This window comes from Nocardia sp. NPDC058058 (assembly GCF_042885355.1).
Classification (GTDB): Bacteria; Actinomycetota; Actinomycetes; order Mycobacteriales; family Mycobacteriaceae; genus Nocardia.
The window spans coordinates 1,134,406-1,154,922 of record NZ_JBHVSA010000004.1; the positions used below are offsets into that span (position 1 = coordinate 1,134,406).

Annotated in this window: 19 protein-coding genes; 9 read left to right on the top strand and 10 right to left on the bottom strand. The window is 66.9% G+C overall.

Annotation, left to right across the window (positions count from 1 at the left end; all coding sequences use genetic code 11):
* Positions 1 to 7 precede the first annotated feature (7 nt).
* Positions 8 to 643, top strand: coding sequence for a TetR/AcrR family transcriptional regulator (locus ACFVUS_RS36270; RefSeq protein WP_387777280.1), 636 nt, complete (start codon positions 8 to 10; stop codon positions 641 to 643).
* A 127-nt stretch (positions 644 to 770) separates the two neighbouring features.
* Here ACFVUS_RS36270 and ACFVUS_RS36275 read toward each other — a convergent pair whose 3' ends face one another.
* The 4 genes from ACFVUS_RS36275 to ACFVUS_RS36290 all read right to left on the bottom strand — a co-directional run bounded on the left by ACFVUS_RS36275 (position 771) and on the right by ACFVUS_RS36290 (position 5,349).
* Positions 771 to 1,475 carry a phosphoribosyltransferase family protein gene (locus ACFVUS_RS36275; protein ID WP_387777283.1) on the bottom strand — a complete coding sequence of 235 codons (705 nt, stop codon included), beginning with the start codon at positions 1,473 to 1,475 and terminating at the stop codon, positions 771 to 773.
* Between the two features lie 270 nt (positions 1,476 to 1,745).
* A complete protein-coding gene (locus ACFVUS_RS36280) occupies positions 1,746 to 1,937 on the bottom strand; it encodes a hypothetical protein (protein ID WP_387777286.1) in 192 nt (63 codons plus the stop codon).
* A 44-nt stretch (positions 1,938 to 1,981) separates the two neighbouring features.
* Complete coding sequence (locus ACFVUS_RS36285) at positions 1,982 to 3,700, bottom strand: AMP-binding protein (protein ID WP_387777289.1); 1,719 nt, start codon at positions 3,698 to 3,700, stop codon at positions 1,982 to 1,984.
* The gene (locus ACFVUS_RS36290) at positions 3,697 to 5,349 is read right to left on the bottom strand and encodes an AMP-binding protein (RefSeq protein WP_387777292.1); all 1,653 of its coding nucleotides are present in this window, start codon (positions 5,347 to 5,349) and stop codon (positions 3,697 to 3,699) included. The genes ACFVUS_RS36285 and ACFVUS_RS36290 overlap by 4 nt, the downstream gene beginning before the upstream one ends.
* Before the next feature lie 61 nt (positions 5,350 to 5,410).
* Here ACFVUS_RS36290 and ACFVUS_RS36295 point away from each other — a divergent pair, with 61 nt between their 5' ends.
* Positions 5,411 to 6,280 (top strand): response regulator transcription factor, encoded by an 870-nt coding sequence (locus tag ACFVUS_RS36295; protein WP_387777295.1) that lies wholly within the window; start codon positions 5,411 to 5,413, stop codon positions 6,278 to 6,280.
* 79 nt (positions 6,281 to 6,359) lie between these two features.
* Here ACFVUS_RS36295 and ACFVUS_RS36300 read toward each other — a convergent pair whose 3' ends face one another.
* On the bottom strand, positions 6,360 to 6,710 hold the full coding sequence (locus ACFVUS_RS36300; protein WP_387777298.1) for a ribosomal subunit interface protein: 351 nt from the start codon (positions 6,708 to 6,710) through the stop codon (positions 6,360 to 6,362).
* Positions 6,711 to 6,863: 153 nt separating this feature from the next.
* A complete protein-coding gene (locus ACFVUS_RS36305; protein ID WP_387777301.1) occupies positions 6,864 to 7,310 on the bottom strand; it encodes a winged helix-turn-helix transcriptional regulator in 447 nt (148 codons plus the stop codon).
* A gap of 55 nt (positions 7,311 to 7,365) precedes the next feature.
* Between ACFVUS_RS36305 and ACFVUS_RS36310 the strand changes: the two genes are divergently transcribed.
* Positions 7,366 to 7,896 (top strand): PaaI family thioesterase, encoded by a 531-nt coding sequence (locus ACFVUS_RS36310; RefSeq protein WP_387777304.1) that lies wholly within the window; start codon positions 7,366 to 7,368, stop codon positions 7,894 to 7,896.
* 57 nt (positions 7,897 to 7,953) lie between these two features.
* Here ACFVUS_RS36310 and ACFVUS_RS36315 read toward each other — a convergent pair whose 3' ends face one another.
* Positions 7,954 to 9,162, bottom strand: a complete 1,209-nt coding sequence (locus tag ACFVUS_RS36315; protein WP_387777307.1) for a glycosyltransferase — start codon at positions 9,160 to 9,162, stop codon at positions 7,954 to 7,956.
* Between the two features lie 358 nt (positions 9,163 to 9,520).
* Here ACFVUS_RS36315 and ACFVUS_RS36320 point away from each other — a divergent pair, with 358 nt between their 5' ends.
* The 3 genes from ACFVUS_RS36320 (at position 9,521) to ACFVUS_RS36330 (ending at position 12,157) form a co-directional block, all read left to right on the top strand.
* Positions 9,521 to 10,597, top strand: a complete 1,077-nt coding sequence (locus ACFVUS_RS36320) for a polyprenyl synthetase family protein (protein WP_387777310.1) — start codon at positions 9,521 to 9,523, stop codon at positions 10,595 to 10,597.
* A 289-nt stretch (positions 10,598 to 10,886) separates the two neighbouring features.
* Positions 10,887 to 11,723, top strand: a complete 837-nt coding sequence (locus ACFVUS_RS36325; protein ID WP_387777313.1) for a hypothetical protein — start codon at positions 10,887 to 10,889, stop codon at positions 11,721 to 11,723.
* On the top strand, positions 11,720 to 12,157 hold the full coding sequence (locus ACFVUS_RS36330; protein WP_375968575.1) for a hypothetical protein: 438 nt from the start codon (positions 11,720 to 11,722) through the stop codon (positions 12,155 to 12,157). Before ACFVUS_RS36325 ends, ACFVUS_RS36330 begins: the two co-directional genes overlap by 4 nt.
* 19 nt (positions 12,158 to 12,176) lie before the next feature.
* On the opposite strand, the gene ACFVUS_RS36335 is transcribed toward ACFVUS_RS36330, so the two are convergent.
* On the bottom strand, positions 12,177 to 12,989 hold the full coding sequence (locus ACFVUS_RS36335) for an SAM-dependent methyltransferase (RefSeq protein WP_387777316.1): 813 nt from the start codon (positions 12,987 to 12,989) through the stop codon (positions 12,177 to 12,179).
* A gap of 34 nt (positions 12,990 to 13,023) precedes the next feature.
* On the opposite strand from ACFVUS_RS36335, the gene ACFVUS_RS36340 reads away from it, so the two are divergent.
* From ACFVUS_RS36340 to ACFVUS_RS36350, 3 genes are all read left to right on the top strand, one after another.
* Positions 13,024 to 14,199, top strand: a complete 1,176-nt coding sequence (locus tag ACFVUS_RS36340; protein WP_387777319.1) for a cytochrome P450 — start codon at positions 13,024 to 13,026, stop codon at positions 14,197 to 14,199.
* Positions 14,200 to 14,435: 236 nt separating this feature from the next.
* Positions 14,436 to 15,938: a condensation domain-containing protein gene (locus ACFVUS_RS36345; RefSeq protein ID WP_387777322.1), complete on the top strand. Its 1,503-nt coding sequence runs from the start codon at positions 14,436 to 14,438 to the stop codon at positions 15,936 to 15,938.
* A 122-nt stretch (positions 15,939 to 16,060) separates the two neighbouring features.
* Positions 16,061 to 16,999 carry a ubiquinol-cytochrome c reductase iron-sulfur subunit gene (locus ACFVUS_RS36350; protein ID WP_387777325.1) on the top strand — a complete coding sequence of 313 codons (939 nt, stop codon included), beginning with the start codon at positions 16,061 to 16,063 and terminating at the stop codon, positions 16,997 to 16,999.
* Between the two features lie 117 nt (positions 17,000 to 17,116).
* Here ACFVUS_RS36350 and ACFVUS_RS36355 read toward each other — a convergent pair whose 3' ends face one another.
* Both ACFVUS_RS36355 and ACFVUS_RS36360 read right to left on the bottom strand, forming a co-directional pair.
* Positions 17,117 to 19,327, bottom strand: coding sequence for a hypothetical protein (locus tag ACFVUS_RS36355; RefSeq protein WP_387777328.1), 2,211 nt, complete (start codon positions 19,325 to 19,327; stop codon positions 17,117 to 17,119).
* Entirely contained in the window at positions 19,324 to 20,514 is a 1,191-nt protein-coding gene (locus ACFVUS_RS36360; protein ID WP_387777331.1) for a hypothetical protein, read from the bottom strand. The genes ACFVUS_RS36355 and ACFVUS_RS36360 overlap by 4 nt, the downstream gene beginning before the upstream one ends.
* Between the last annotated feature and the right edge of the window lie 3 nt (positions 20,515 to 20,517).

Sequence of the window (20,517 nt, forward strand, 5' to 3'; positions counted from 1 at the left end):
TCGGCGAATGTCCTCGAACAAGCCGCTGCGCCTGGATGCCCGCCGCAATCGCGACGCCCTGGTGACCGCGGCCCGCGAGGTCTTCGCCGAACGCGGTCTGGACGCACCGCTCAAAGACGTCGCCGCCCGCGCGGGCGTCGCCATCGGCACCCTCTACAACCGATTCCCCACCCGCGACGATCTGATCGCCGCCGCCGTCGAGGACCGCATCGAAGCGGGCGGCCGAATCGCCGAGCGCGCCTTACAGATCGAGGACCCCTGGGAGTCGTTCACCTATCTGGTGGAGCGGGTGTGCGAACTCCAGGCGGGCGACCGGCTGCTCAATGAACTCGCCGTCCGTGCCGCCCCGAGCGCGGCCATCGCGCGCGCCCGCGAGGACGGGCATCACCGGATGCGCGAAATCATCACGCGCGCACAGCGAGCCGGAGTGCTGCGCGCGGACTGGGTGCTCGAGGACATCGCCTTCATCACCTGGGCGCACACCCGGATAGTCGAGGCCACCGGGACGCTGGCCCCCGATGCCTGGCGTCGCCATCTCGCGTTGGTCTTCGACGGTCTGCGCGCGGCCGCGGCCCATCCGCTGCCGGTGCCGCCGATCACCGAGGATCAGCTCATGCGCGCCCTGGGCAGCGCCGAGCAATGAGCGGTGCGCACTGATTCCGGAGCGCCCGCGCCGCGCGGGCTATCGTGGATGGCGTGGGTGTCATCGGCGAGTTGTTCCCGGGTAAGAAGCTGACCGACGAGGGCAGCGAGGACAGCGGCGGCCAGGGTCACAAACCGCGCATGGAACTCGATCTCGATGCCGGGGTGGTGCGCTTGTCCGCGCCGGTGAAACCATCGGACCAGCCGCAGGAGTGATTCGCGCCGAGCAAGGCGGCGATATCGGTGCTCGTGGTCGTCTCGCTCTGCACGTACCAGCGATCGGGATCGGGCGCGTGCGCGGTGGCATTGAGACAGACGATCTTGTCGGCATAGGGGGAGAGCGTGGCGACCGCCTGCCGCGCGGCGACCGGAACGGCGACCGCGATGCGGATCGCGCCGTGCAGCCGGGCCATCCGGCAAATATCGCGCAGGGCGGTGGCATCGGCCACGCAATCATCGGCTATCACCACGGTGCGCTCGGCGAGATCGGCCCGTTTGCGATCACCGCGCAGGCTGAAGGCATTGCGGCACAGGATTTCCGCCTGCGCCTCCTCGGTGGCGGCGCGCTCGGCTTCGCAGAGCCGCCCGTCGGCCACCGCGGTGGTGTCGATGAGCAGTGTCTCGTCCTCGCCGAGAATGCCGTACACCAGATCGGGGTGACGAGCAACGGCCAAGGGGCGCACCAGGATTACGTCCAGTAGGACGTGCAGGGTGGCGGCCAGTTCGGCGGCGACCCGCATTCCGCTGCCCGGCGGCGCGAGTACCACCACATCGTCACCGCGAAAAGCCGCGAGCAACCCGGCCAACTGCCGGCCCGCGTCGTTGCGGTCCATGAACGGCGGCATGTGCTTGCCCGACTGGGGATTTCAGCCGGTGGTCGGCCACGCCGGGGGCGTGAGCGGGGAAGGGGAGGAGAGCCTGGGGTGCCCGAATACCGTCATCATCAAGCGCCCTCTCCATTGAGTGGCTGCCGCGGTGGGTGAGCGGGCCGGTCGCATGGAAGGGCAGCTCGAGAAGGGCAGAATCCCAGTGTACGCCAGCGCGAACTCGTGGTTCCGCCCTTCCCGCGCATACGAATTGATCACATGCCGGTACCGCTCAGATCATGACCGGAGGAAGGCCGCCGCGATACTCCAGAACCTGCCTCGATCCACCGAGCGGAAATCCCAGGTCTCGGCGAGACGGTGGGTCGCACTGACGATGCCGGTCACGTCGAAATCGTCGCGCGTAGCGGTGCCCTTGTCCTCGAGGGCGGCGATGACGTAGGCGGTGGCGGTCTCCACGCTGTGGGGCACGCAGGGCTCCAATCGGTCGGCGGAAAGAGGTGCGGTGTAAAGGACTACGGCTGCGTTTCGGTGAAAACTTCCTCGTATCGGAACTCGGTGGGAATCTGCTCGCCCGCGGCATGCGCCTGCTCCTCCCGGTGGCGCAGGTCGACACGGCGGATCTTGCCGGAGATGGTCTTCGGTAGTTCGGAGAACTCCACGCGTCGCACTCGCAGATACGGAGCGAGGTGTTCGCGTGCGTATTCCAGGATGGCGCGGGCGGTTTCGCGATCGGGTTCCCATCCGGCGGCGAGCGAAACATACGCCTTGGGAACTGCGAGACGGGTGTCATCCGGTTGCGGGACGACCGCCGCCTCGACCACGGCTGGGTGCTCGATGAGCACACTCTCCAGCTCGAACGGCGACACCTTGTAGTCGGAGGACTTGAAGACGTCGTCGGTGCGGCCGATATAGGTGATGTATCCGTCGTCGTCGCGTGAGGCGACATCACCGGAGTGGTAGAAGCCCCCCGCCGTGACAGCGGCATTGCGTTCCGGATCGCCCAGATATCCGGTCATCAGGTTGACCGGAGTGTATCCCAGGTCAAGGCAGATTTCGCCCTCATCAGCGAGTTCTCCGGTGATCGGATCGACGAGTATGACAGGCACTCCCGGGGCCGGTCGGCCCATGGATCCGGGCTTGACCGGCTGGCCTGGGGTATTGCCGACCTGCAGGGTGGTCTCGGTCTGTCCGAAGCCGTCACGAATCGTCAGCCCCCACGCCTTCTCCACCTGTGCGATCACATCGGGGTTGAGAGGCTCACCGGCGCCGAGGATTTCACGCAGACCGGCCGGTCGCTCGCCGAGGTCGGACTGAATCAGCATGCGCCACACCGTCGGTGGCGCACAGAACGTGTTCACCTCCGCACGGCGCAATTGCCCCAGCAGTGCCGCGGCGTCGAAACGGGAGTAGTTGTAGACGAAGATGGTCGCCTCGGCCAGCCACGGGGTGAAGAAGCAACTCCACGCGTGCTTGGCCCAGCCCGGTGCGCTGATGGCCAGGTGCACATCGCCCGGGCGCACGCCGATCCAGTACATGGTCGAGAGATGCCCTACCGGATAACTGATTTGGGAGTGCTGCACCATCTTCGGCTTACTGGTGGTGCCGGAGGTGAAGTACACCAGCAGCGGATCGTCCACCTCGGTGATGGCGGCGAACGGACCGGCCGACATGGTCATCGCCGCCTCGGCGTAGGACCGCCAGCCGGATACCTGCTGTCCCACCGAGATTCGCACGTAGTCGCCGGGCACCTCGTCGAACTTCGGGGTGTCGGCGGCATTGGCGATCACGAAACCCGCACCGCCCCGGTCGATCCGGTCGATCAGATCCTCCGGGCCCAGCGCCGCCGTGGTCGGCATGATCACCGCGCCGAGCTTGGCCACCGCCAGCATGGCCTCCCACAGCTCGGCCTGATTGCCGAGCATGAGCATGACCCGATCACCCTTGCCCACACCGAGACTCGACAGCCAGGTCGCCACCTGATCCGAGCCGGTGGCAATCTGGTCGAAGGTGATGCGCTGTTCGGCGCCGTCCTCCTCCACGATCCAGAGCGCGGTGCGATCGTTACCGCGGGCAATGACGTCGAACCAGTCGGTGGCCCAGTTGAATACGCCGGTCAGGCGCGGCCATTCGAAGTGCTCCAGCGCGGCGCTGTAATCGGTGGCGTGCGCGACCAGCAGATCGCGGGCGGCGCGGTAGGCCGCGGTATTGGCGGTGGGCGTCGCGGTGGTCATGCGGTCTCCTCGGTGGATCGGTGCAGCAGGTCGACGGCGATCTCACGCATCTCGATCTTGCGGATCTTGCCGGTGACGGTCATCGGGAACTCGTCGACCAGATGGACGTAGCGGGGGATCTTGTAGTGCGCGAGCTTGCCGGTGCAGAATTCGCGCAGGGCCGCGGCGGTGAGCGGAGTCGCGTTCTCGCGCATGCGAATCCACGCCATCAGTTCTTCGCCGTATTTGGCGTCCGGCACGCCGATCACCTGGGCGTCGAGGATGTCGGGATGGCTGTAGAGGAACTCCTCGATCTCGCGCGGGTAGATGTTCTCGCCACCGCGAATGACCATGTCCTTGATGCGGCCGGTGATGGCGACGTAGCCGTCCTCGTCCATGGCGGCCAGATCGCCGGTGTGCATCCAGCGCGCGGAATCGATGGCGTCCGAGGTCTTCTCGGGATCGTTCCAGTAGCCGAGCATGACCGAATAGCCGCGCGTGCACAGCTCGCCGGGCACTCCGCGCGGCACCGTCAGGCCGGTGTCCGGGTCGACGATCTTGATCTCGATATGCGGTCCGGCCTGCCCCACGGAGGCGGTGCGCTGCGCCAGGCTGTCATCCGCGCGGGTCTGGGTGGAAACCGGTGAGGTCTCGGTCATGCCGTAGCAGATGCTCACCTCGCGCATGCCCATGCGCTCGATGACCTGCTTCATCACCTCGACCGGGCACGGTGATCCGGCCATGATGCCGGTGCGCAGGCTGGACAGGTCGTAGGTGTCGAATTCGGGATCGGCCAGTTCGGCGATGAACATGGTCGGCACCCCGTACAGCGAGGTACAGCGTTCGGCGGCAACGGCTTCCAGGGTCGCGCGCGGTTCGAACGAGGGCGCGGGAATGATCATGGCCGCACCGTGGCTGGTGGCGGCGAGATTTCCCATCACCATGCCGAAGCAGTGGTAGAAGGGGACCGGAATGCAGATGCGGTCCTGTTCGGTGTACCCGCACAGCTCGCCGACGAAGTAGCCGTTGTTCAGGATATTGTGGTGGCTGAGCGTGGCACCCTTGGGGAAACCCGTTGTGCCCGAGGTGTATTGGATATTGATCGGGTCATCTGCCGACAGTCCGGCCTGTGCGAGCGCCAGTCGTTCCGGATCGCCCGCACGGCCGATCTCGAAGAGTTGCCGCCACTGCGGGCTGTCCAGCAGCACCACCTGTGCCAAGTCCGGGCATTCCGGGCGCACCTGCGCGATCATGGCCGCGTAATCCGAGGTCTTGAACGACGGCGCGGCGATCAGCGTGTGAATTCCGGCCTGCCCCAGCACATATCGCAGCTCATGCGCGCGGTAGGCCGGGTTGATGTTCACCAGGATCGCGCCGATCTTGGCCGTCGCGTACTGGGTCAGCGTCCACTGCGGGCAGTTCGGGGCCCAGATGCCCACCCGGTCGCCCTTGCCCAGCCCGCTCGCCAGCAGGCCCAGCGCCAAGGCGTCGACCTCCGCCAGGAACTCGCGGTAGGTCCAGCGCAGGCCCGTGGTGTAGTCGATCAACGCATCGCGCTCGGCGAACCGGGCCGCCGTGCGATCCAGATTGTCGCCGATGGTGTCCCCGAGTAGCGGAGTGCTCCACGCCCCCGAGGAATAGCTCACCGGCCGGAGCCGGTCCGTGCTCATGCTCACTTCGGTAGGATCCACGTCACACCACCACCCCGACCAGCCCCGAACGGGGGTATCCATGAGCCCGGCCACAGACGATCTGCTGCGCCCCGATGACGGCGACGCGCTGCGCGCGGAATTGCGGCAGATCGCCGCGCTGTCCAAGGCCCCCGTGGTGTTCGGCGGCACGGTGCACGCGGGCGGCCTGGTGCTCAGTGAATTCGTCGGCACCCGGACCAATGGCATGCGCGGCCTGCTGGTCGCGCCCAGTTCGGGGCTGGGCGGCAGTGCCATCGCCACCGGCAGGCCGCGTTCGGTCGCGGACTACCGTTCGGCCTCGACCATCACCCACCACTACGACGGCCCGGTGCTCGGCGAGGGCCTGCGCGCGGTGGTGGCGGTACCCGTGGTGGTCGGCGGGCAGGCGCGAGCGGTGCTCTACGTGGCCAACCGCGACTCCGGGCCGATAGGGGATCGGGTCGCCGATGCCATGGTGCGATCCGGGCAGCGGCTCAGCGTGGAACTCGCGATCCGCGATGAGGTGGACCGGCGGCTGCGGCTGGCGACCGCGCAATCGGCGTCGCAGGCGGTCTCCGGCTCGGACGTGGTCTTCGCCGAACAACTCCGCGATCTACACGCGGAATTGCGCGGTATCACCCCGACTGTTTCGGATGCATTGGCGCGCAATAGATTACGTGACGTCACCGATAAGTTGGCGCGCTTGGTCTCGGGAGTGATCGATCCCGGGCAGGAAGTAGCGCTCGCGCCCCGCGAATTGGACGTGCTCGCGCAGATCGCGCTCGGCTGCACCAATTCCGAAGCTGCCGAGCGACTTTCACTCCGCGCCGAAACGGTGAAGAGCTATCTGCGCAGCGCGATGACCAAACTGGGCGCGCATTCTCGCCACGAAGCCGTCGTACGCGCCCGCCGCCTGGGCCTGCTGCCCTGACCGCTTCCCTGGGTACCCAGTGCGCTCTGGGTGATTCGCCTACGCGAATCACCCAGTTACTCAGCGTCTTTCGCTGATCTCAGCGGGCTGCCATATGGCGGATGGTTTCGCCGCCCTTGTGCTGGTGGAGTCGGCCGAACCGGCTGTCCAATAGGTGAGCCATGCTTTCGGCGGCGCCGATATACGCCTCTTCGACGGTGGTGGCACGGTGGCGGACCGCAACCGGAGGCTGCCCCTTGGGGCGTGCTTCGAGGTTGCACTGTTTGTCTTCGGAGCCGCCCTTATGGCCGTTCACATCGGTGATGTGGGCTTCTACGCGGGTCAGATTGTCCGCGAAGCGGTCGAGGATGGATTCGATGGTGTCCTGCGCCTGCTCGATGAGTGCCGCGCTGCCGCCGATGTGCTTGTCGGCGAAGACCTGGATTTGCATGGCATCTCCAAACTCTTGGAATAGCCGAGAACTTGCTGACACCACCGACATTACCCGTTTTTCGGGCCGATCGGTCGGTTGCGAACGTCACTCGTGCGTAACGGTGCCGGAAGGTATTGTGCGCAACCGGATTTGCCTGAGATGTGGATTCGGTTACTCCGCTTGACGCCCGGTCGGGGTGGCGATCAGCCCGCGCCCGGTATCGGGGAGCTGATGCCCCTCGTCGCACCGCAGCACCGCGCGCACCGGAGCGCCGCAGTCGGCGTGCGATACCGCGAGCGGGGCCCCGCCCGGTCCGGCCAAATGCTTATCGCCCCACTGCATCAGCGCGGTCAGCACCGGCTGTAGTTCGCGTCCCGCGGCGGTGAGCCGATACTCCTGCCGGGTACGGGAACCGGGTTCGCGATAGTCGTGCAGTTCCAGCACGCCCGAGTCGACCAGGGTGCGCAGCCGCCGGATCAGCACCGCGCGCGGTGCGCCGGTCGCCTCCTGGATGGCGTCGAAGCGGCGCACCCCGAGAAAGACCTCGCGCAGCGCGAGCAGTGCCCATTGCTCGCCGACTATCCCGAGTGCGGCCGCGACCGAACAGTTCCGTGCCATGCGCTACATCCTATCTACATTCACATTGTGAACCCAGGGTGTTAGGGTCATTTTCATGACCATCACGACCGAACCGCCCGCGAGCCCTGAATCCTGGGGCGAGGTGCGCAGCAAGACCGTCTACTGGCATGACCCGAAGGTCTCGCTGGAGGCAGCGCCGGGTCGCACCGGCCTGGAGTACCTGACGGCCATGGTCGACGGCGAGATTCCGGGCGCGCCCATTGCCGGGCTCATGAATATGCGCCCGGTGCGGGTGGCCAACGGTGATGTCGTGTTCGTCTGCACGCCGGACGAATCCATGTACAACCCGATCGGCATGATCCACGGCGGCGTCGCCTGCACCCTCCTCGATACCGCCGCCGGCTGCGCCGTGCACACCACCCTCGCCGCGAACGTCGGCTACACCTCGATCGAAATCAAGATCAACTACCTGCGCCCCATCCACGCGCACACCGGGGAACTCACCGTGCACGGCTGGGTCACCAAGCCCGGCCGCCGCGTCGCCTTCGCCGAAGCCGACGTCCGCGACGCGGACGGGACAATGCTCGCCACCGCGACCAGCACCTGCCTGGTCATCGGCGGCTGACCCCGTGCCAGGTGACTGATCGCCCGGAAGCTGTAGTGCCGCTTCGGTTGCGAAGGCTCAGCGGGTGGCGAGGTCCAGGACGTTGAGGGCGAGTTGTTCGGCGGCGTCCGGGTGACCCTGGGCGCGGGCGGCGGCGGAAACCGCTGCGCGCGTTTCGGGTTCGGTGAGCAGTTCGAACAGGGCGGTGCGGAGGTTGGCCGCGGTGGCGTCCGTGCCCGACAGCGCCCGGGCGGCGTTGTGATCGGCCAGGATCTGCGCGTTGCGGATCTGTTCGCCGCCCACCGAATGCGGGTAGGGGATCAGCACCGAGGGCTTGCCGAGGGTGGTGAGCTCGGCCAGAGTCCCTGCGCCGGAACGGGATACGACCACATCGGCGAGGGCCAGCACATCGGGGAGTTCCGCGCCCAGGAATTCGCGCACCAGATAGCGCTCGCGCAGTTCGGCCGGAAGCGCCGCCGCGCGCTCGCGCACTTTGTCGTAGGAGAGTTTGCCGCACTGGTGAATCACATTGGCGATGCCGAGCAGCTCGGGCAGCAGCTCATCGATCAGGTCGTTGATCTGCACCGCGCCCTGTGCGCCGCCGGTGATGTACACGGTGGGCAGTTCGGGGGCGTAACCGCTCCAATTCAACGCGGGCGCAGCGGCTTTCGCGTCCCCGGTGGTCAGCGCGGGCCGGATCGGGTTGCCGGTGACCACCGCGCGCCCGCGCACCTTGGCGGGCAGCCGGTCGACCGACGCCGCGGAGCTCAGCGCGATGCGGTCGGCGGCGCGGGCCAGTAGCTGGTTGGCCTTGCCGATGCCGGTGGTCTGCTCGTGGATCACCAGCGGCCGCCGCCGCAGCGCCGCGGCGAGCCCGATGGGAGCGCAGACGTAGCCGCCGGTGCACAGCACCGCGTCCGGCCGGAATCGCCGCACCACCGCCTGCGCGCTGAGCACGCTCAGCGGTACCCGCAACGCGTCCTTGGCATTGGCGGCGTTCACCATCTTCAGCGGATTGCGGTCGCGCCGCAGTTTTCCGGCCTTGATGCCCGTGAACGAAATGTCGTTTTCATCCGAGACACGCTGTTCCAAGCTGTCCGGCACGCCGACCCACAACACCTCTGCGGTAGCACCCGTCTCGGCGGTCAGATCGCGCAGCGCGCGCACCGCCGATACCGCAGGGTAGGTGTGCCCACCCGTGCCGCCACCGGCCACGATCACGCGAATGCGGCCCCGTGCGGCTACGCGTCGCAGGATTTCGGCGCGGTCGAGAGCGGATCCGGTCATGGCTGAGCCTCCTGAAGATGAGTCGGACGTACGGTACCGGTCGGTCGGCGGTGATTGCGAAGTGTTGGCTAACGGCCAATGGGCCTTTACCATGATCTGTGACTCGGATCACGTTGTAGCAGTAAAGGTTCTGACGCAAGTTCGTTTCTCAATCTGCCCAGCGAATTCGCACTTCGCCCAGCGAGAGGGGCCTGACGATGCAGCCCTGGACGCTGTCCTGCCGCGCGCTCGGTCGCCCCGTGCGCCGCCCGCGCCGCCCCTCCACCGCTTTCACGCCGACTGCGAACCGGTAATCCCCGGTTCGAAATCCACGAGTTCGACTCGGCGACTACGAGTCCCAGTGTCAATGGAGGTGGCCATGAGTTCCTCGGCAGCGGCAGATCCCGCGTACGGCAATGGAATGCCCTGGGTGGAAGGCGGTGACGCGAACCGAATCCTTTCGCGCGCCCAGCAATTGACCAGACCGCTGCTGCGCGCCGCGGTGGACACCCTGCCCGCCGAACTGCGCCTGGTCGCGGGCTACCACCTCGGCTGGTGGGACGCCGCGGGCGTGCCGACCCTCGGTGAATCCGGCGGCAAGGGCCTGCGGCCCGCGCTGGTACTCGCCGCCGCCCGCGCCGCGAGTGGGCGCGGGGACTCGGACAGATCACCCGAGAAGGCCGTACATGCCGCTGCCGCAGTGGAATTGGTGCACAACTTCACGCTACTGCACGACGATGTGATGGACGGCGATGAGCTCCGGCGCGGCCGCCCCACCGCCTGGCGGATCTGGGGCATCGACGATGCGGTGCTCGCCGGTGACGCCATGCACGGCCTGGCCATCTGGACCCTTGCCGGTGCGCCGGTGGCCGGGCTGTCCGGTATCGCGCGACTCGAGCAGGCGGTCATCGAACTGTGCCTCGGTCAGCAGCGGGACTGTGCGGCGGAGTCGAAATACGAAGTGACCCTTGATGAGTGCCTGGAGACGCTGCAGTACAAGACCGGGGCGCTGATCGGCTGCGCCTGCGCCATGGGCGCGCTGTGCGCCGATGCGCGCCCGGAGGTCGTGGAGGCGATGGATCACTTCGGGCGGGAGCTGGGCATCGCCTTCCAGCTGGTGGACGATCTGATGGGCATCTGGGGCGATCCGGCGCGCACCGGAAAACCGGTCGGCAATGATCTGATGCGGCATAAGCGCAGTCTGCCGGTGGTGGTGGCGCTCGAGTCCGGTACCGCGGCCGGGCGGGAGTTCGCCGATATGTATCGCTCGGACGAACCCCTGGACGCTCCGGCGGCATTGCGGGCCGCGGATCTGATCACCCGCGCCGGTGGCAGACGCTGGGCGCAGGCCGAGTCGATCCGCCGGGTGCGGGCGGCGAAATCGTGTATCGCGGGATACCGGGGTGCGCGGGATCTGATGGAATTGGCCGATTGCGTGGTGGAGCGCGATCACTGAGCGTTGAATCCGTTCGCAAATACCGGCCGGTCGAATTCGACCGGCCGGTATTTGTTGCTGGACAGGTCATTTCAGCAAACTATCGCCCCGGCAACCCGCGCGCGTAGCCCGCTTGACGGTCTGACCATGGGACTTTGGTCCCTAATTCCCCGCATTCCGTTGCTCCAAAACTGCTGGGCTGTCAGGATATCGAGCACGCGGTGCACTCGAACTACCGAAAGCGCGCCGAAATACATACCAGGCGTGTGTTTTTCGCCATTCGTGCACGACCATTTCCAGGAGTTCGAGCATGACCACGGGTCCTCTCGCCGAGTCCGGTCGCCTGACGGTGCTCGGCCGGGAGTCCGCTCGCGAATTGGTCGGCGAATCGGAGAATGCGGCGGCCATCGCGCACACCGGAATATTGCGGGTCACCGGTGAACCCGGCGGCGATCTGTATTTCCGTGCCGGGGAGATCATTTCGGTGGAATCGCCCGGTGCGCCCGGGGTGCGGCAATTGCTCGCGCGGCCCGGTCGCACCAGCACCGGTGCGGCCGATGTGCGCCTGGTCGCCCAGATGGCGGCGCTCGACGGGATATTCGCCATCACCGCGGGCTGGGTGTCGGGGTGCGGCTGGCAGGACGGTCCCGAGCCCGGGGGATCGGAAGAGCTGCCCGGTATCGACACCGCCTGGTTGCTGTTCGAGACCGAACGACGGCTGGCCGCGCTCGCGCACGGTCGCGTCTCCCCGCATCGAAATCATCTGGTGCTCACCGATACCGGTCGCGAACTGCTCGCCGGCCACGCGGACGATCGAGGCAGCGCCGCGCAGTGGCAGGAGATCCTGCTCTGGGTGAACGGCCGGCACAGTTGCCGCGATATCGCCATGCAGCTCAGCCGCGGTCTGTACGCGGTGACCGTCGAAGTGGTCCGCATGCTCGACGCCGATCTGCTCGGCATCGCACCGCTGGAACGCGTGCAACTGCCGATGACCGAACCCGCGCGCGGCGGAGCCAGATCACTGCTGCCGCGCCGCCGCCGCGGCGCCAGCGGCATCAATGACACGCTGCCGCCGCGCCCGCCGCAACCGGCCACCCGTGCCTATCAACGGACCGCCACCGCGCGGAAAACAGAAAGGACGCAATGAGTACCACGAACGCGACCGGACCGGGCAGCCTCTCGGACCGCATCGGAATTATGGTCAAAGTGCTGCGCTCGGAAGTTCCGGAATGCCTGGCCGCCGGCGCCATCGATATGACCACCGGAATGCTGCTGGCGGTGGAGACCGTCGACAATCATCCGCAGGAAGTGCTCGATCTGCTCGCCGCCGCCACCCTGGATCTGTTCCAGGGGCGCAATGTGGTGATGATCGAGGATATTTGGAAGGAGCGACGCGGAATTCGCCTGGAGCGACACTATTTCCAGGAAATTCTGGTCAACAGCGATAACCTCACACACCTGTTCATTCGCACCGAGAGTCGCGATGACGTGGTTATCGTGGTGGTGTGCCGGAAAACCGTGAATGTCGGCATGCTATTCGCTCAGGCCCGCCGGGTGCTGAAGGAAACCGGCAGGCTCTGATTGGGTGATTTGCCGCAATTTACGAGATTTGCGCGACGCCGCCGAGCATCGATACGGCCTCCGCGCGCGGCTGCGCCCGATACTCATCGGGCCGCCACTCCATGACGGCGGTGATACCGGGCGGCACCAGCTCGTATCCGCTGAAGAACTTCGTGAACTCGGCGCTGGAGCGCAGTTGGAAGGGCACGCCGCTGCGCTTGTTGGCCTCGGTGGTGGCCGCCAGATCCTCCGGGTCCAGATGGTCGTTGGTGGCGTGCGACATCACCAGATGACTGCCCGGCGGCAGCGCGTCGCAGAGCGCGCGCACCAGGTCGTACGGCTGCCGGTCATCGGTGAAGAAGTGCATGACGGCGACCAGCATGAGCGCCACCGGCTCCTTCATATCCAGGGTGGCGAGCAGATCCGGATGATTCAGGATGCGTTCGGGATCGTTGAGATCCGCGTCGAGGTACGCGGTCCTGCCCTCGGGCGCGGAGTTCAGCAGGGTGCGCGCGTGCACCAGCACGATCGGATCGTTGTCCACATAGACGATGCGCGATTCGGGTGCGATGCCCTGTGCGATCTCGTGCACATTGCCCGCGGTGGGCAGGCCCGCGCCGATATCGAGGAACTGGCGAATCCCGGCCTCCGCGGCCAGGTATCGGGTCACCCGGCGCAGGAAGTTGCGGTTCTCCACCGCGGCCAGCCGGACTGTCGGGAACGCCTCGGCGACGGCGTCCGCGGACTCCCGGTCGGCCGGAAAATTGTCCTTACCGCCCAGCCAGTAGTCGTAGCGACGAGCCGGATGCGGTTTGGTGGTGTCGATCCGCTCCGCTGCCGATTCCGAGTTCACAACGCTCCCAATCCAATTCGATTAGTGTTTGATCATGTCGCGCTACAGCCCATACGACTTCGAAGTTCACGCCGATCCGTACCCCCACTATGCCAGGTTGCGTACCGAGGCTCCCGTCTACCGGAACGACACCGATGATTTCTGGGCGCTGTCCCGGCATGCCGATGTGCTGGCCGCACTGCGCGACTCCGAACGCTTCTCCAGTGTGAACGGCATCCGGATGGAGCCCGCCTTCTGGGGTCCGCAGGCCGAGCACTTCTTCTCCTTCGTCGCGATGGATCCACCCAAGCACACCCGGCTGCGCGGGCTGGTGGCGCGCGCGTTCACCGCGCATCGGGTGCAGGGGCTCGCGCCGCGACTACGTGAGATCGCGCGCGGGGTGCTGGATCCGCTGCTCGAACGCGGCAGCTTCGATCTGATGACCGATTTCGCCGGGCCGTTCCCGACCGATGTGATCTCCGAACTGGTCGGCGTGCCCCAGGCGGATCGGGAGATGATCCGCAAGCTCGGCATGGAGATCATGTACACCGATGAGGAGTCCACCGATCTGCGGCCCGAGGCCGTGCAGGCCATCGGCGCGCTGGTCGGGTACTACACCGAGCTGACCATCGAACGCAGTAGGGAGCGCAAGGACGATCTGCTCTCCGGACTGCTCGACGCCGCCGACGGCGATGACCGGCTCACCCCGGAAGAGATTGTCGGCGTACTGATTCTGCTGGTGGGCGCGGGCATCGAAACCGCCATGCTGACCTTCGGCAATACCTGGCACGCGGGCTGGCTGCATCCCGATCAGCGCCGCCTCGCCCTGGACGGCCGCATCGAGGACTGGATCGACGAGTCCATGCGCTGGGATCCATCCACCCAGACCAATCTGCGCACCACGACCGAAGATATCGAGCTGCACGGCGTCACCATCCCGGCCGGCGGCCGGGTGCTGCTGCTCACCGGTGCGGCCAATCGCGATCCCGAGGTCTTCTCCGATCCGGACGCCTTCTACCTGGATCGCGACACCAGTTCCTCGCTGGTGTTCGGCAGCGGTCGCCACCACTGCCTGGGGTCCAACCTCGCGCTGCTGGAACTGCGCACCGCGCTGTCCGAGATCGCCGCGGCCGTCTCCGATTACGACATCGATCCGGATGGTCTGCGCCGCATCCACTCCTCGAACAACCGCGGCTTCGCCAGCCTCCCCACCACGGTCACCCGGCGCTGACCTTATCCGCTGGGCCCGGACTTCCGGGCTCAGCGTCGATGGTCCGACCATTGGGCCGAGCCCAAGTTTTCCGGGGCTTGCGTAAATCTCTCGGGTGCAGTGGCCTGTGTCTCTTTTCTGGGTCCCCCAAATTGCCATAGCTTTGCTAACGTTCTCCGCACTGTCGTCCCGCAGCGCTGCCGGATCTTTGGGCGGCGGTGGTTTCGGATCGGCTGGCAGCTGAGAGGACGGCGACGATGGCGGTACCCGTTGCTGCCTGGACCAGGCCGGTGGAGCGGAAAAAGCCCGCTGACACTGCCGAATTCCTGCGCATCGTGGCCGAGTCGCCGATGCTGCGGCGGATGCCGCGCACACCCAGGATTCCGCTCGCACCCGCGCAGGAGCGCATGTGGCATGCCGCGGCGGCCGGATATTCCGCTGACTGGAATGTTGCTCGCGCGTTTCGGATTCGTGGTCAGGCGGTAAATATCCCCGCACTGCTGGCCGCCATCGATGACGTCATGCGACGGCACGCCCCGCTGCGCACCTGCTATCCGGCTACCGCGGACGGACCCGTGCAGGTGGTGATGGACGCCGATGTGGCGCGAATCGATGTGCGCGTGGTGGACAGTTTCGCGGGCGAACTCACCGAGCGCATCGCCGAATTCAGCCGTCGCGCCTTCGACCTCGGCACCGAGGTGCCGATCCGGGCCCGGGTACTCAGGCTCGGTGCGCGGGATGTGGTGCTGGCGTTGGTCGTGCACCACATCTCGCTAGACGGTCAATCCATGGGGCCGCTCATGCGGGATCTGGTCACCGCCTATCTGGCGCGGGCGGGCAGACAGGCTCCGGCGTGGCCGCCGCTGCCGGTCGACTACATCGACTACACGCTGTGGAAGCACGAATTCCTGGGGGCGTACGACGATCCGTCCAGCCGGGCCAGCACCCAACTGCGGTACTGGGCCAACAATCTGGTCGGACGGCCCATCCCGCTCGAATTGCCCTATGACAGAGCCGGTTCCGGATACCGGGATGCCGCGGGCGCGCTGTTGCGGGTACGCCTGGACGCCGATATCCACCGCATGCTGCTGCACCGCGCCCGGCAGGGCGGCTCCAGCGTGTTCATGATGTTGCAGACCGCCTTCGCGGTGGCGGTGTCGGCGTTCGCGCAATCGCCCGATGTCACCGTGGCGACCGCGGTCTCGGGCCGCGATGATCCGCTGCTCGCCGATATCGTCGGCAATCTCGCCGATGACGTGCTCATGCGGGTGCGCCTGGACCGGGCTGCCGATATGACCGAACTGCTCGAACAGGTGCGCCGAGTCGCCCTGGCCGCCTTCGCGAATCCGGATACCTCGAACCCGCGACTGCTGCGCTGCCTGCCGCAGGATCCGAACCATCCGCTCTTCCAGGCGACCCTGATCCTGCAACGCGATGACGCCGCCCCACCCGGCGACCAGATCCCGGGCGGTCTGTCGGTGACCGAGGTGCCGACCGGGGTGGTGCGCGCCAAACACGATCTGGAATTCGGGCTCACCGAACACTACGACCACACCGGCGCACCCGCCGGAATCGACGGGCCGTTCCTGTATCCCACGGCCCGGTTCGATCCGGAGACCGCCGCCCGCTTCGCCGAAAAGTTCCTCGCCACCGTCGAATTGATCGCGGGCGGATACACCGGCCCGATCGCTCCACTGCTGGTCAGCGCACCGCGGCGGCGTGCGCGCCGAGTCCGGAACCGCCCCGCCCCGGGCTGTTGAGAGCTGTATTCGACTGAACCCGAGAGCTGTGCGCGACTGAACCTCGGGGCTGTGCGTGACTGAACCGATCGCGGTGTCGGCTCGTGGAATCAGCGAAGCGTGCCGAGTGAACCGAGGTCGACATGACCACAGATCCGATCAGACGCCGGGAAATAGTGGCGGGGGCGAGCGTGCTGGTGTTCGCGGCCGCCTGCACCGGTGGGCAGCGCGGTTCCGCGCCCGCGAGTTCGCCGATATCGGCCGCGCCGACCACGGCCTCGGGCGCACCGCCACCCGGCTCCGTGCCGCCGACCACGACCGAATCACCGCCCCCGGCACCGGGTCCCGCGCCGATCGACGGCACCGTGCTCGCCCGGGTGTCGGATGTTCCGGTCGGATCGGGTGCGATTCTCGGCGATACCGTGGTCACCCAGCCCAGCGCCGGAACTTTCCTGGCCTTCTCCACCGTCTGCACCCATCAGGGGTGCGCGGTGAACTCGCTGTCCGGCGGAACGATCAATTGTCCGTGCCACGGCAGCCGTTTCGCCCTCGACGGTTCGGTGGTGGCGGGTCCGGCGACTCGACCGCTGGCCGCCCGGGAAGTGAGTGTGCGGGACGGCCAGTTGATCGCCGGTCCCGCTCCGGCCGTTCCCGTCGCACCCGCGTCCGAGGAACAGGCCCCGAGTCCGGAGGCCGCCCCGGTCATCACCGATCCCGGCGCACCGGACAACGCTATCGCGCGGACCTCCGATATCCCCGTCGGCTCCGGCGTGATCATCGGCAATACCGTTGTGACACAACCGAATGCCGGGAACTTCATCGGCCTCTCGGTGATCTGCACGCACCTCGGCTGCGCGGTGAACGATATCTCCGGCGGCACCATCAACTGCCCCTGCCACGGCAGCAAATTCAACCTCGACGGCTCCGTCGCGGCGGGCCCCGCCACCCGCGCCCTGGACGCCCGCGAAGTGAGTGTGCAAGGGCCCTGGCTGGTTTCGGGCGCGGGCAGCCCCGACGACCCCATCCCCCCACCCAAACCCTGGTGGTGCGAGATCATCCCGCCCGGCTGCCTGGGCTGCTGACACCTCACCCCGACAGCCGCCAAGATCCCCGCCACCACCGGAGGCCCGCCCCAGCAGGTGGCCCCACCCGTCATCCCGGCGTGCTTGTGGCCGGGATCCACGTCCAGTGGTGTCAGGTCAGCGCCAGAAACTGTTGCGGCGCTGTTTTTTTGGGGCGCTGAGCGGTTTCAGGCGGGCTGGTAGCGTGGCTGTCGCGTCCAGCACGATGAGGTTGGCTATGCGGTGCGGCAGGTCGAGGCGGGTGCGCAGGTGTGGCCAGCCGCCCGCGAGGAGTTCGGCCAGGGCGGCGGAGTCCAGGTCCAGATCGCAGATCGCGCGGAGCAGGGCGTGTGGTTCGAGGTCATGCTGTTGTGCGCAGAGGGTGAGCAGTGCGGGCACCCGGTCGTGTCCGGCGCAGATGAGGATCTGCTTCAGCAGCGCGGGTGCGCCGGTGGCGTCCGAGTGTTCGGACATTCGGCGGGCGACGAACTCGTTATCGGTTTCTATTGCCGCGCTGAGCATTTCCCGGTGTTCGGCGATCAGCAGCGGATCGTCGATCGCCGCCCGGATCAGTGCCGAGACCTCCGCTCGGGTCCAGTCGCCGCGGCCCTTGCTGCGCCCGAATATATTCGGCCGCAATCTATTCCGACCCTGCTGACTGTCGGTCTGCGCCGCGTCGGCGTCGAGCACCGCCAGATCCTCCAGTGCCTGCGGCAGCCCGATGACACGGCGCAGCGCGGTCCACGCCGGTTTCAGCGCGTCCACCAGCTCGGCCGGTTCGGCGCGAACTATGGTGACCGCCTTCATGAGTTCGAAGGCGTCCACCGCCGGATACCGGGTGCATTCGGCGATGAGGGCGGGCAGCCGGTCCGGCGGCGCACAGGCCATGATCTGTTCCAGGACATAGCGATCCCGGCTGGTACAGGAGATATTCACCATCAGCTGCGCGACGATCGCGAGCTGGCTGTACATGGCGGTGCGCAACAGTTGACTGCTGCCGGTGTGCACCGCCGGATCGCCGATCTCCGCCCGCACCGTCTCGTACACCAGATAGCGATCCTTCGCGCCCACGGTGAACTCGCGCAGTGCCCGATGTCGGTGCAGCCGTTCGATGACCAGCCCGCGCTGTTCGGTGTCACCGGTGGTCCAGTCCCGTTCCAGTTGCGGCCATACGGTTTTGGCGTCGCTCGCACTGAGCGTGCCGGTGTCGAGCCGCCGGAAGGCCGCCTCCGCGACCACGTCGCTGAGGTCGAAGCCGAGCTGGCGGGCGACCCGGGTGACATGCCCGCGATCGCGGGTCTCGGTCATGACCCGGTCGATCAAGGTCTGTTCGAAGACCTCGCGCACCTGATTCCGCACCGGAAGATTGGCCAAAGCCGTTGTGACATCGGTGTTGTCGAGTGCCAGGTGAATCGCGCGCCGCGCCACGGTGGCATCGGTGAACCAGTCCGGGCTCAGTGTCGGATCGGTGAGCACCTGCACCATTTGCGCGTCATCGAGCAGTGCGGGTTCCAGCGCACGCAGTTGCTGCTGATAGCACCACTGGCGAATATCGTTGACGGACAACAGCATCGCGGGCACCGCGAGCCCGGCGCGGCGATGCTCGACAATATCGCGGCCGAGCCGCTGATAGGTGTCCGCGATATTGTCGATACCGCTGTCGGCGGTGATGATCCGCCGATCCGGCGGCGGGGGAGTGCCGCGGCCGATCAGCGCGGTGATACTCGGCATCTCCGCCAAGGCCGCGGCACCGGTGGAGAAGGTCAACTCCCGCAGTGCGTTCCGGGGCAGCACGCCGTACAGCGCGGCCAGCATGCGCACCGCCTCGTCCGCGTCCTCGACCCCGAGCGCCAGGGTCGGCCCCCGCCCGTCGAGGTGGGCCAGCGCCGCGCCGACGAGCACCGGCAGCCAGGTCAGGTCGAGCGCGCTCTCGGCCGCCCCGGCGAGCCCGTTAGCCGGGTCCGCGGCCGCCTCCGGCCAGCTGTCGGTGGGCGCGACGGACTCGTCCAGGGTGCGCAGGAATCCGCCGGATCCGAAGAGCCGCAATACCATCGCCCCGTCGAGCTGTTCACGGGTGCCCGCGATCAAATGGGTGACGCAGGTGCCCGGCCGCACCCGCGACGGCGTCTTCAATCCGGCGACGGCGAGCCCACGGGTCACGGTGAACTCCAGCGCGAACCCGACCGGCTCACCGCCCTCGGGCAGGGTCGCCAGCGAGCCCAGTTCGCGCACCGTGAAACCCAGTGCCGCGGGCCAATTCCCGGACCGCGCCACCACACCCACTCCGGCGCCGGAGGATTCGAGATTAACCAGCGCCCAGCCGCACACCAGCTGTGGAAATCCAGTCATCGGTAGGCCCGCAGCTCCTCGATCATCTCCAGCATGTACACCACCGGATCGGCCGCGCCGTACGGTTTGAATACCGGATACGTGCCATTGCCGCGCTTTCCGCAACCCACCGCCGATACCGGGAAATACATGTTCCACGGAAAGTGAATGGACAGTGCGGAATCCACCGCTGGAAACAGCTGCCGCACCATATTGCGGGTGATCTCGCAGCGCTCCCGGATGCGCGGCGGATCGTAGGCATTGCCCGAACCATTCGTGCTTACCGGACTGTCCGCCCAATTCGGCGGCGGGGCAACGATATTCGCCTCCGGCAGATCCAGCAGCGAGAGCAGATCGGTCTTGGCGACGATCGTCGACACGTGCAGCCGCGGCGGTTCGATGGGCAGCTGGATCGGATAGCTGTTCGCCGCGCGCCAGAGTTTGGCGATCTGATCGATCATGAGCGTGGTGCGCCCCACGGTCTGCGAATGCTCGACGATATTGCTCAGGCTCTCCTGATCATCGGGATCGGCCTGTTCGCGCATGAGGGCCAAGTATTGCTTGTTCAGCGTGGACGGCACCACGAACCAGAGGAAATCCGCCACCGCCAGATGCGGGCTGACCCGCGCGGCGACCGCGCCGTCGGCGATGTCCTCCCCGGCCACGTCGACGAACGCCAGATTCACCGCGCTCGCGGTGTGCACCGAATACGCCGTCACCAGAATGGGTCTGCGCTGTTCCAGCCCGGCCCAGGTATGCCCCTGGGACTGCCGCTGCGCGTTCATGGCGAGGCCGTCGGTGCGCTGGGTCTGATCCATGGCCATGCGGCGCGGCCCGGTGGCGTCCAGCGCCCGGCGATCGAGCAGCCGGGCCTCCAGGGCCGTCCACAGGCTCGCGGATTTGGGGGAGACGATGAAGGAGAAGCGGCTCGCCAGGTGCGGATCGTTCATCATCGAATGGATCATCGATACGATCAGATGGCTTTTGGACGAGGCCGACTCGCCGACGAACCCGATGACCTTGGTGGGGTGGTCCAGGGTGACCGGATCGAGTTCACACCCCTTGGGGCAGCGCAGATTCAGCTTGTCGAAGTAGGTCTCGATCTGCTTGGCGTAGCCGCCGTTGCGCTGGCGGATGACCGTGTACCAGCGGTTGCGCTCGCGGTCGTAGCGGAATTCGGTGAGGCAGTTCAGGCAGACGGTTCTCAACGA

What these genes read in the sequence shown, in the direction of transcription:
- ACFVUS_RS36270 (WP_387777280.1), top strand. Translation starts at nt 8, where the DNA reads ATGTCCTCGAACAAGCCGCTGCGCCTGGATGCCCGCCGCAATCGCGAC.
- ACFVUS_RS36275 (WP_387777283.1), bottom strand. Translation starts at nt 1,475, where the DNA reads ATGGACCGCAACGACGCGGGCCGGCAGTTGGCCGGGTTGCTCGCGGCT.
- ACFVUS_RS36285 (WP_387777289.1), bottom strand. Translation starts at nt 3,700, where the DNA reads ATGACCACCGCGACGCCCACCGCCAATACCGCGGCCTACCGCGCCGCC.
- ACFVUS_RS36290 (WP_387777292.1), bottom strand. Translation starts at nt 5,349, where the DNA reads ATGAGCACGGACCGGCTCCGGCCGGTGAGCTATTCCTCGGGGGCGTGG.
- ACFVUS_RS36295 (WP_387777295.1), top strand. Translation starts at nt 5,411, where the DNA reads ATGAGCCCGGCCACAGACGATCTGCTGCGCCCCGATGACGGCGACGCG.
- ACFVUS_RS36300 (WP_387777298.1), bottom strand. Translation starts at nt 6,710, where the DNA reads ATGCAAATCCAGGTCTTCGCCGACAAGCACATCGGCGGCAGCGCGGCA.
- ACFVUS_RS36305 (WP_387777301.1), bottom strand. Translation starts at nt 7,310, where the DNA reads ATGGCACGGAACTGTTCGGTCGCGGCCGCACTCGGGATAGTCGGCGAG.
- ACFVUS_RS36310 (WP_387777304.1), top strand. Translation starts at nt 7,366, where the DNA reads ATGACCATCACGACCGAACCGCCCGCGAGCCCTGAATCCTGGGGCGAG.
- ACFVUS_RS36315 (WP_387777307.1), bottom strand. Translation starts at nt 9,162, where the DNA reads ATGACCGGATCCGCTCTCGACCGCGCCGAAATCCTGCGACGCGTAGCC.
- ACFVUS_RS36320 (WP_387777310.1), top strand. Translation starts at nt 9,521, where the DNA reads ATGAGTTCCTCGGCAGCGGCAGATCCCGCGTACGGCAATGGAATGCCC.
- ACFVUS_RS36325 (WP_387777313.1), top strand. Translation starts at nt 10,887, where the DNA reads ATGACCACGGGTCCTCTCGCCGAGTCCGGTCGCCTGACGGTGCTCGGC.
- ACFVUS_RS36330 (WP_375968575.1), top strand. Translation starts at nt 11,720, where the DNA reads ATGAGTACCACGAACGCGACCGGACCGGGCAGCCTCTCGGACCGCATC.
- ACFVUS_RS36340 (WP_387777319.1), top strand. Translation starts at nt 13,024, where the DNA reads ATGTCGCGCTACAGCCCATACGACTTCGAAGTTCACGCCGATCCGTAC.
- ACFVUS_RS36345 (WP_387777322.1), top strand. Translation starts at nt 14,436, where the DNA reads ATGGCGGTACCCGTTGCTGCCTGGACCAGGCCGGTGGAGCGGAAAAAG.
- ACFVUS_RS36350 (WP_387777325.1), top strand. Translation starts at nt 16,061, where the DNA reads ATGACCACAGATCCGATCAGACGCCGGGAAATAGTGGCGGGGGCGAGC.
- ACFVUS_RS36355 (WP_387777328.1), bottom strand. Translation starts at nt 19,327, where the DNA reads ATGACTGGATTTCCACAGCTGGTGTGCGGCTGGGCGCTGGTTAATCTC.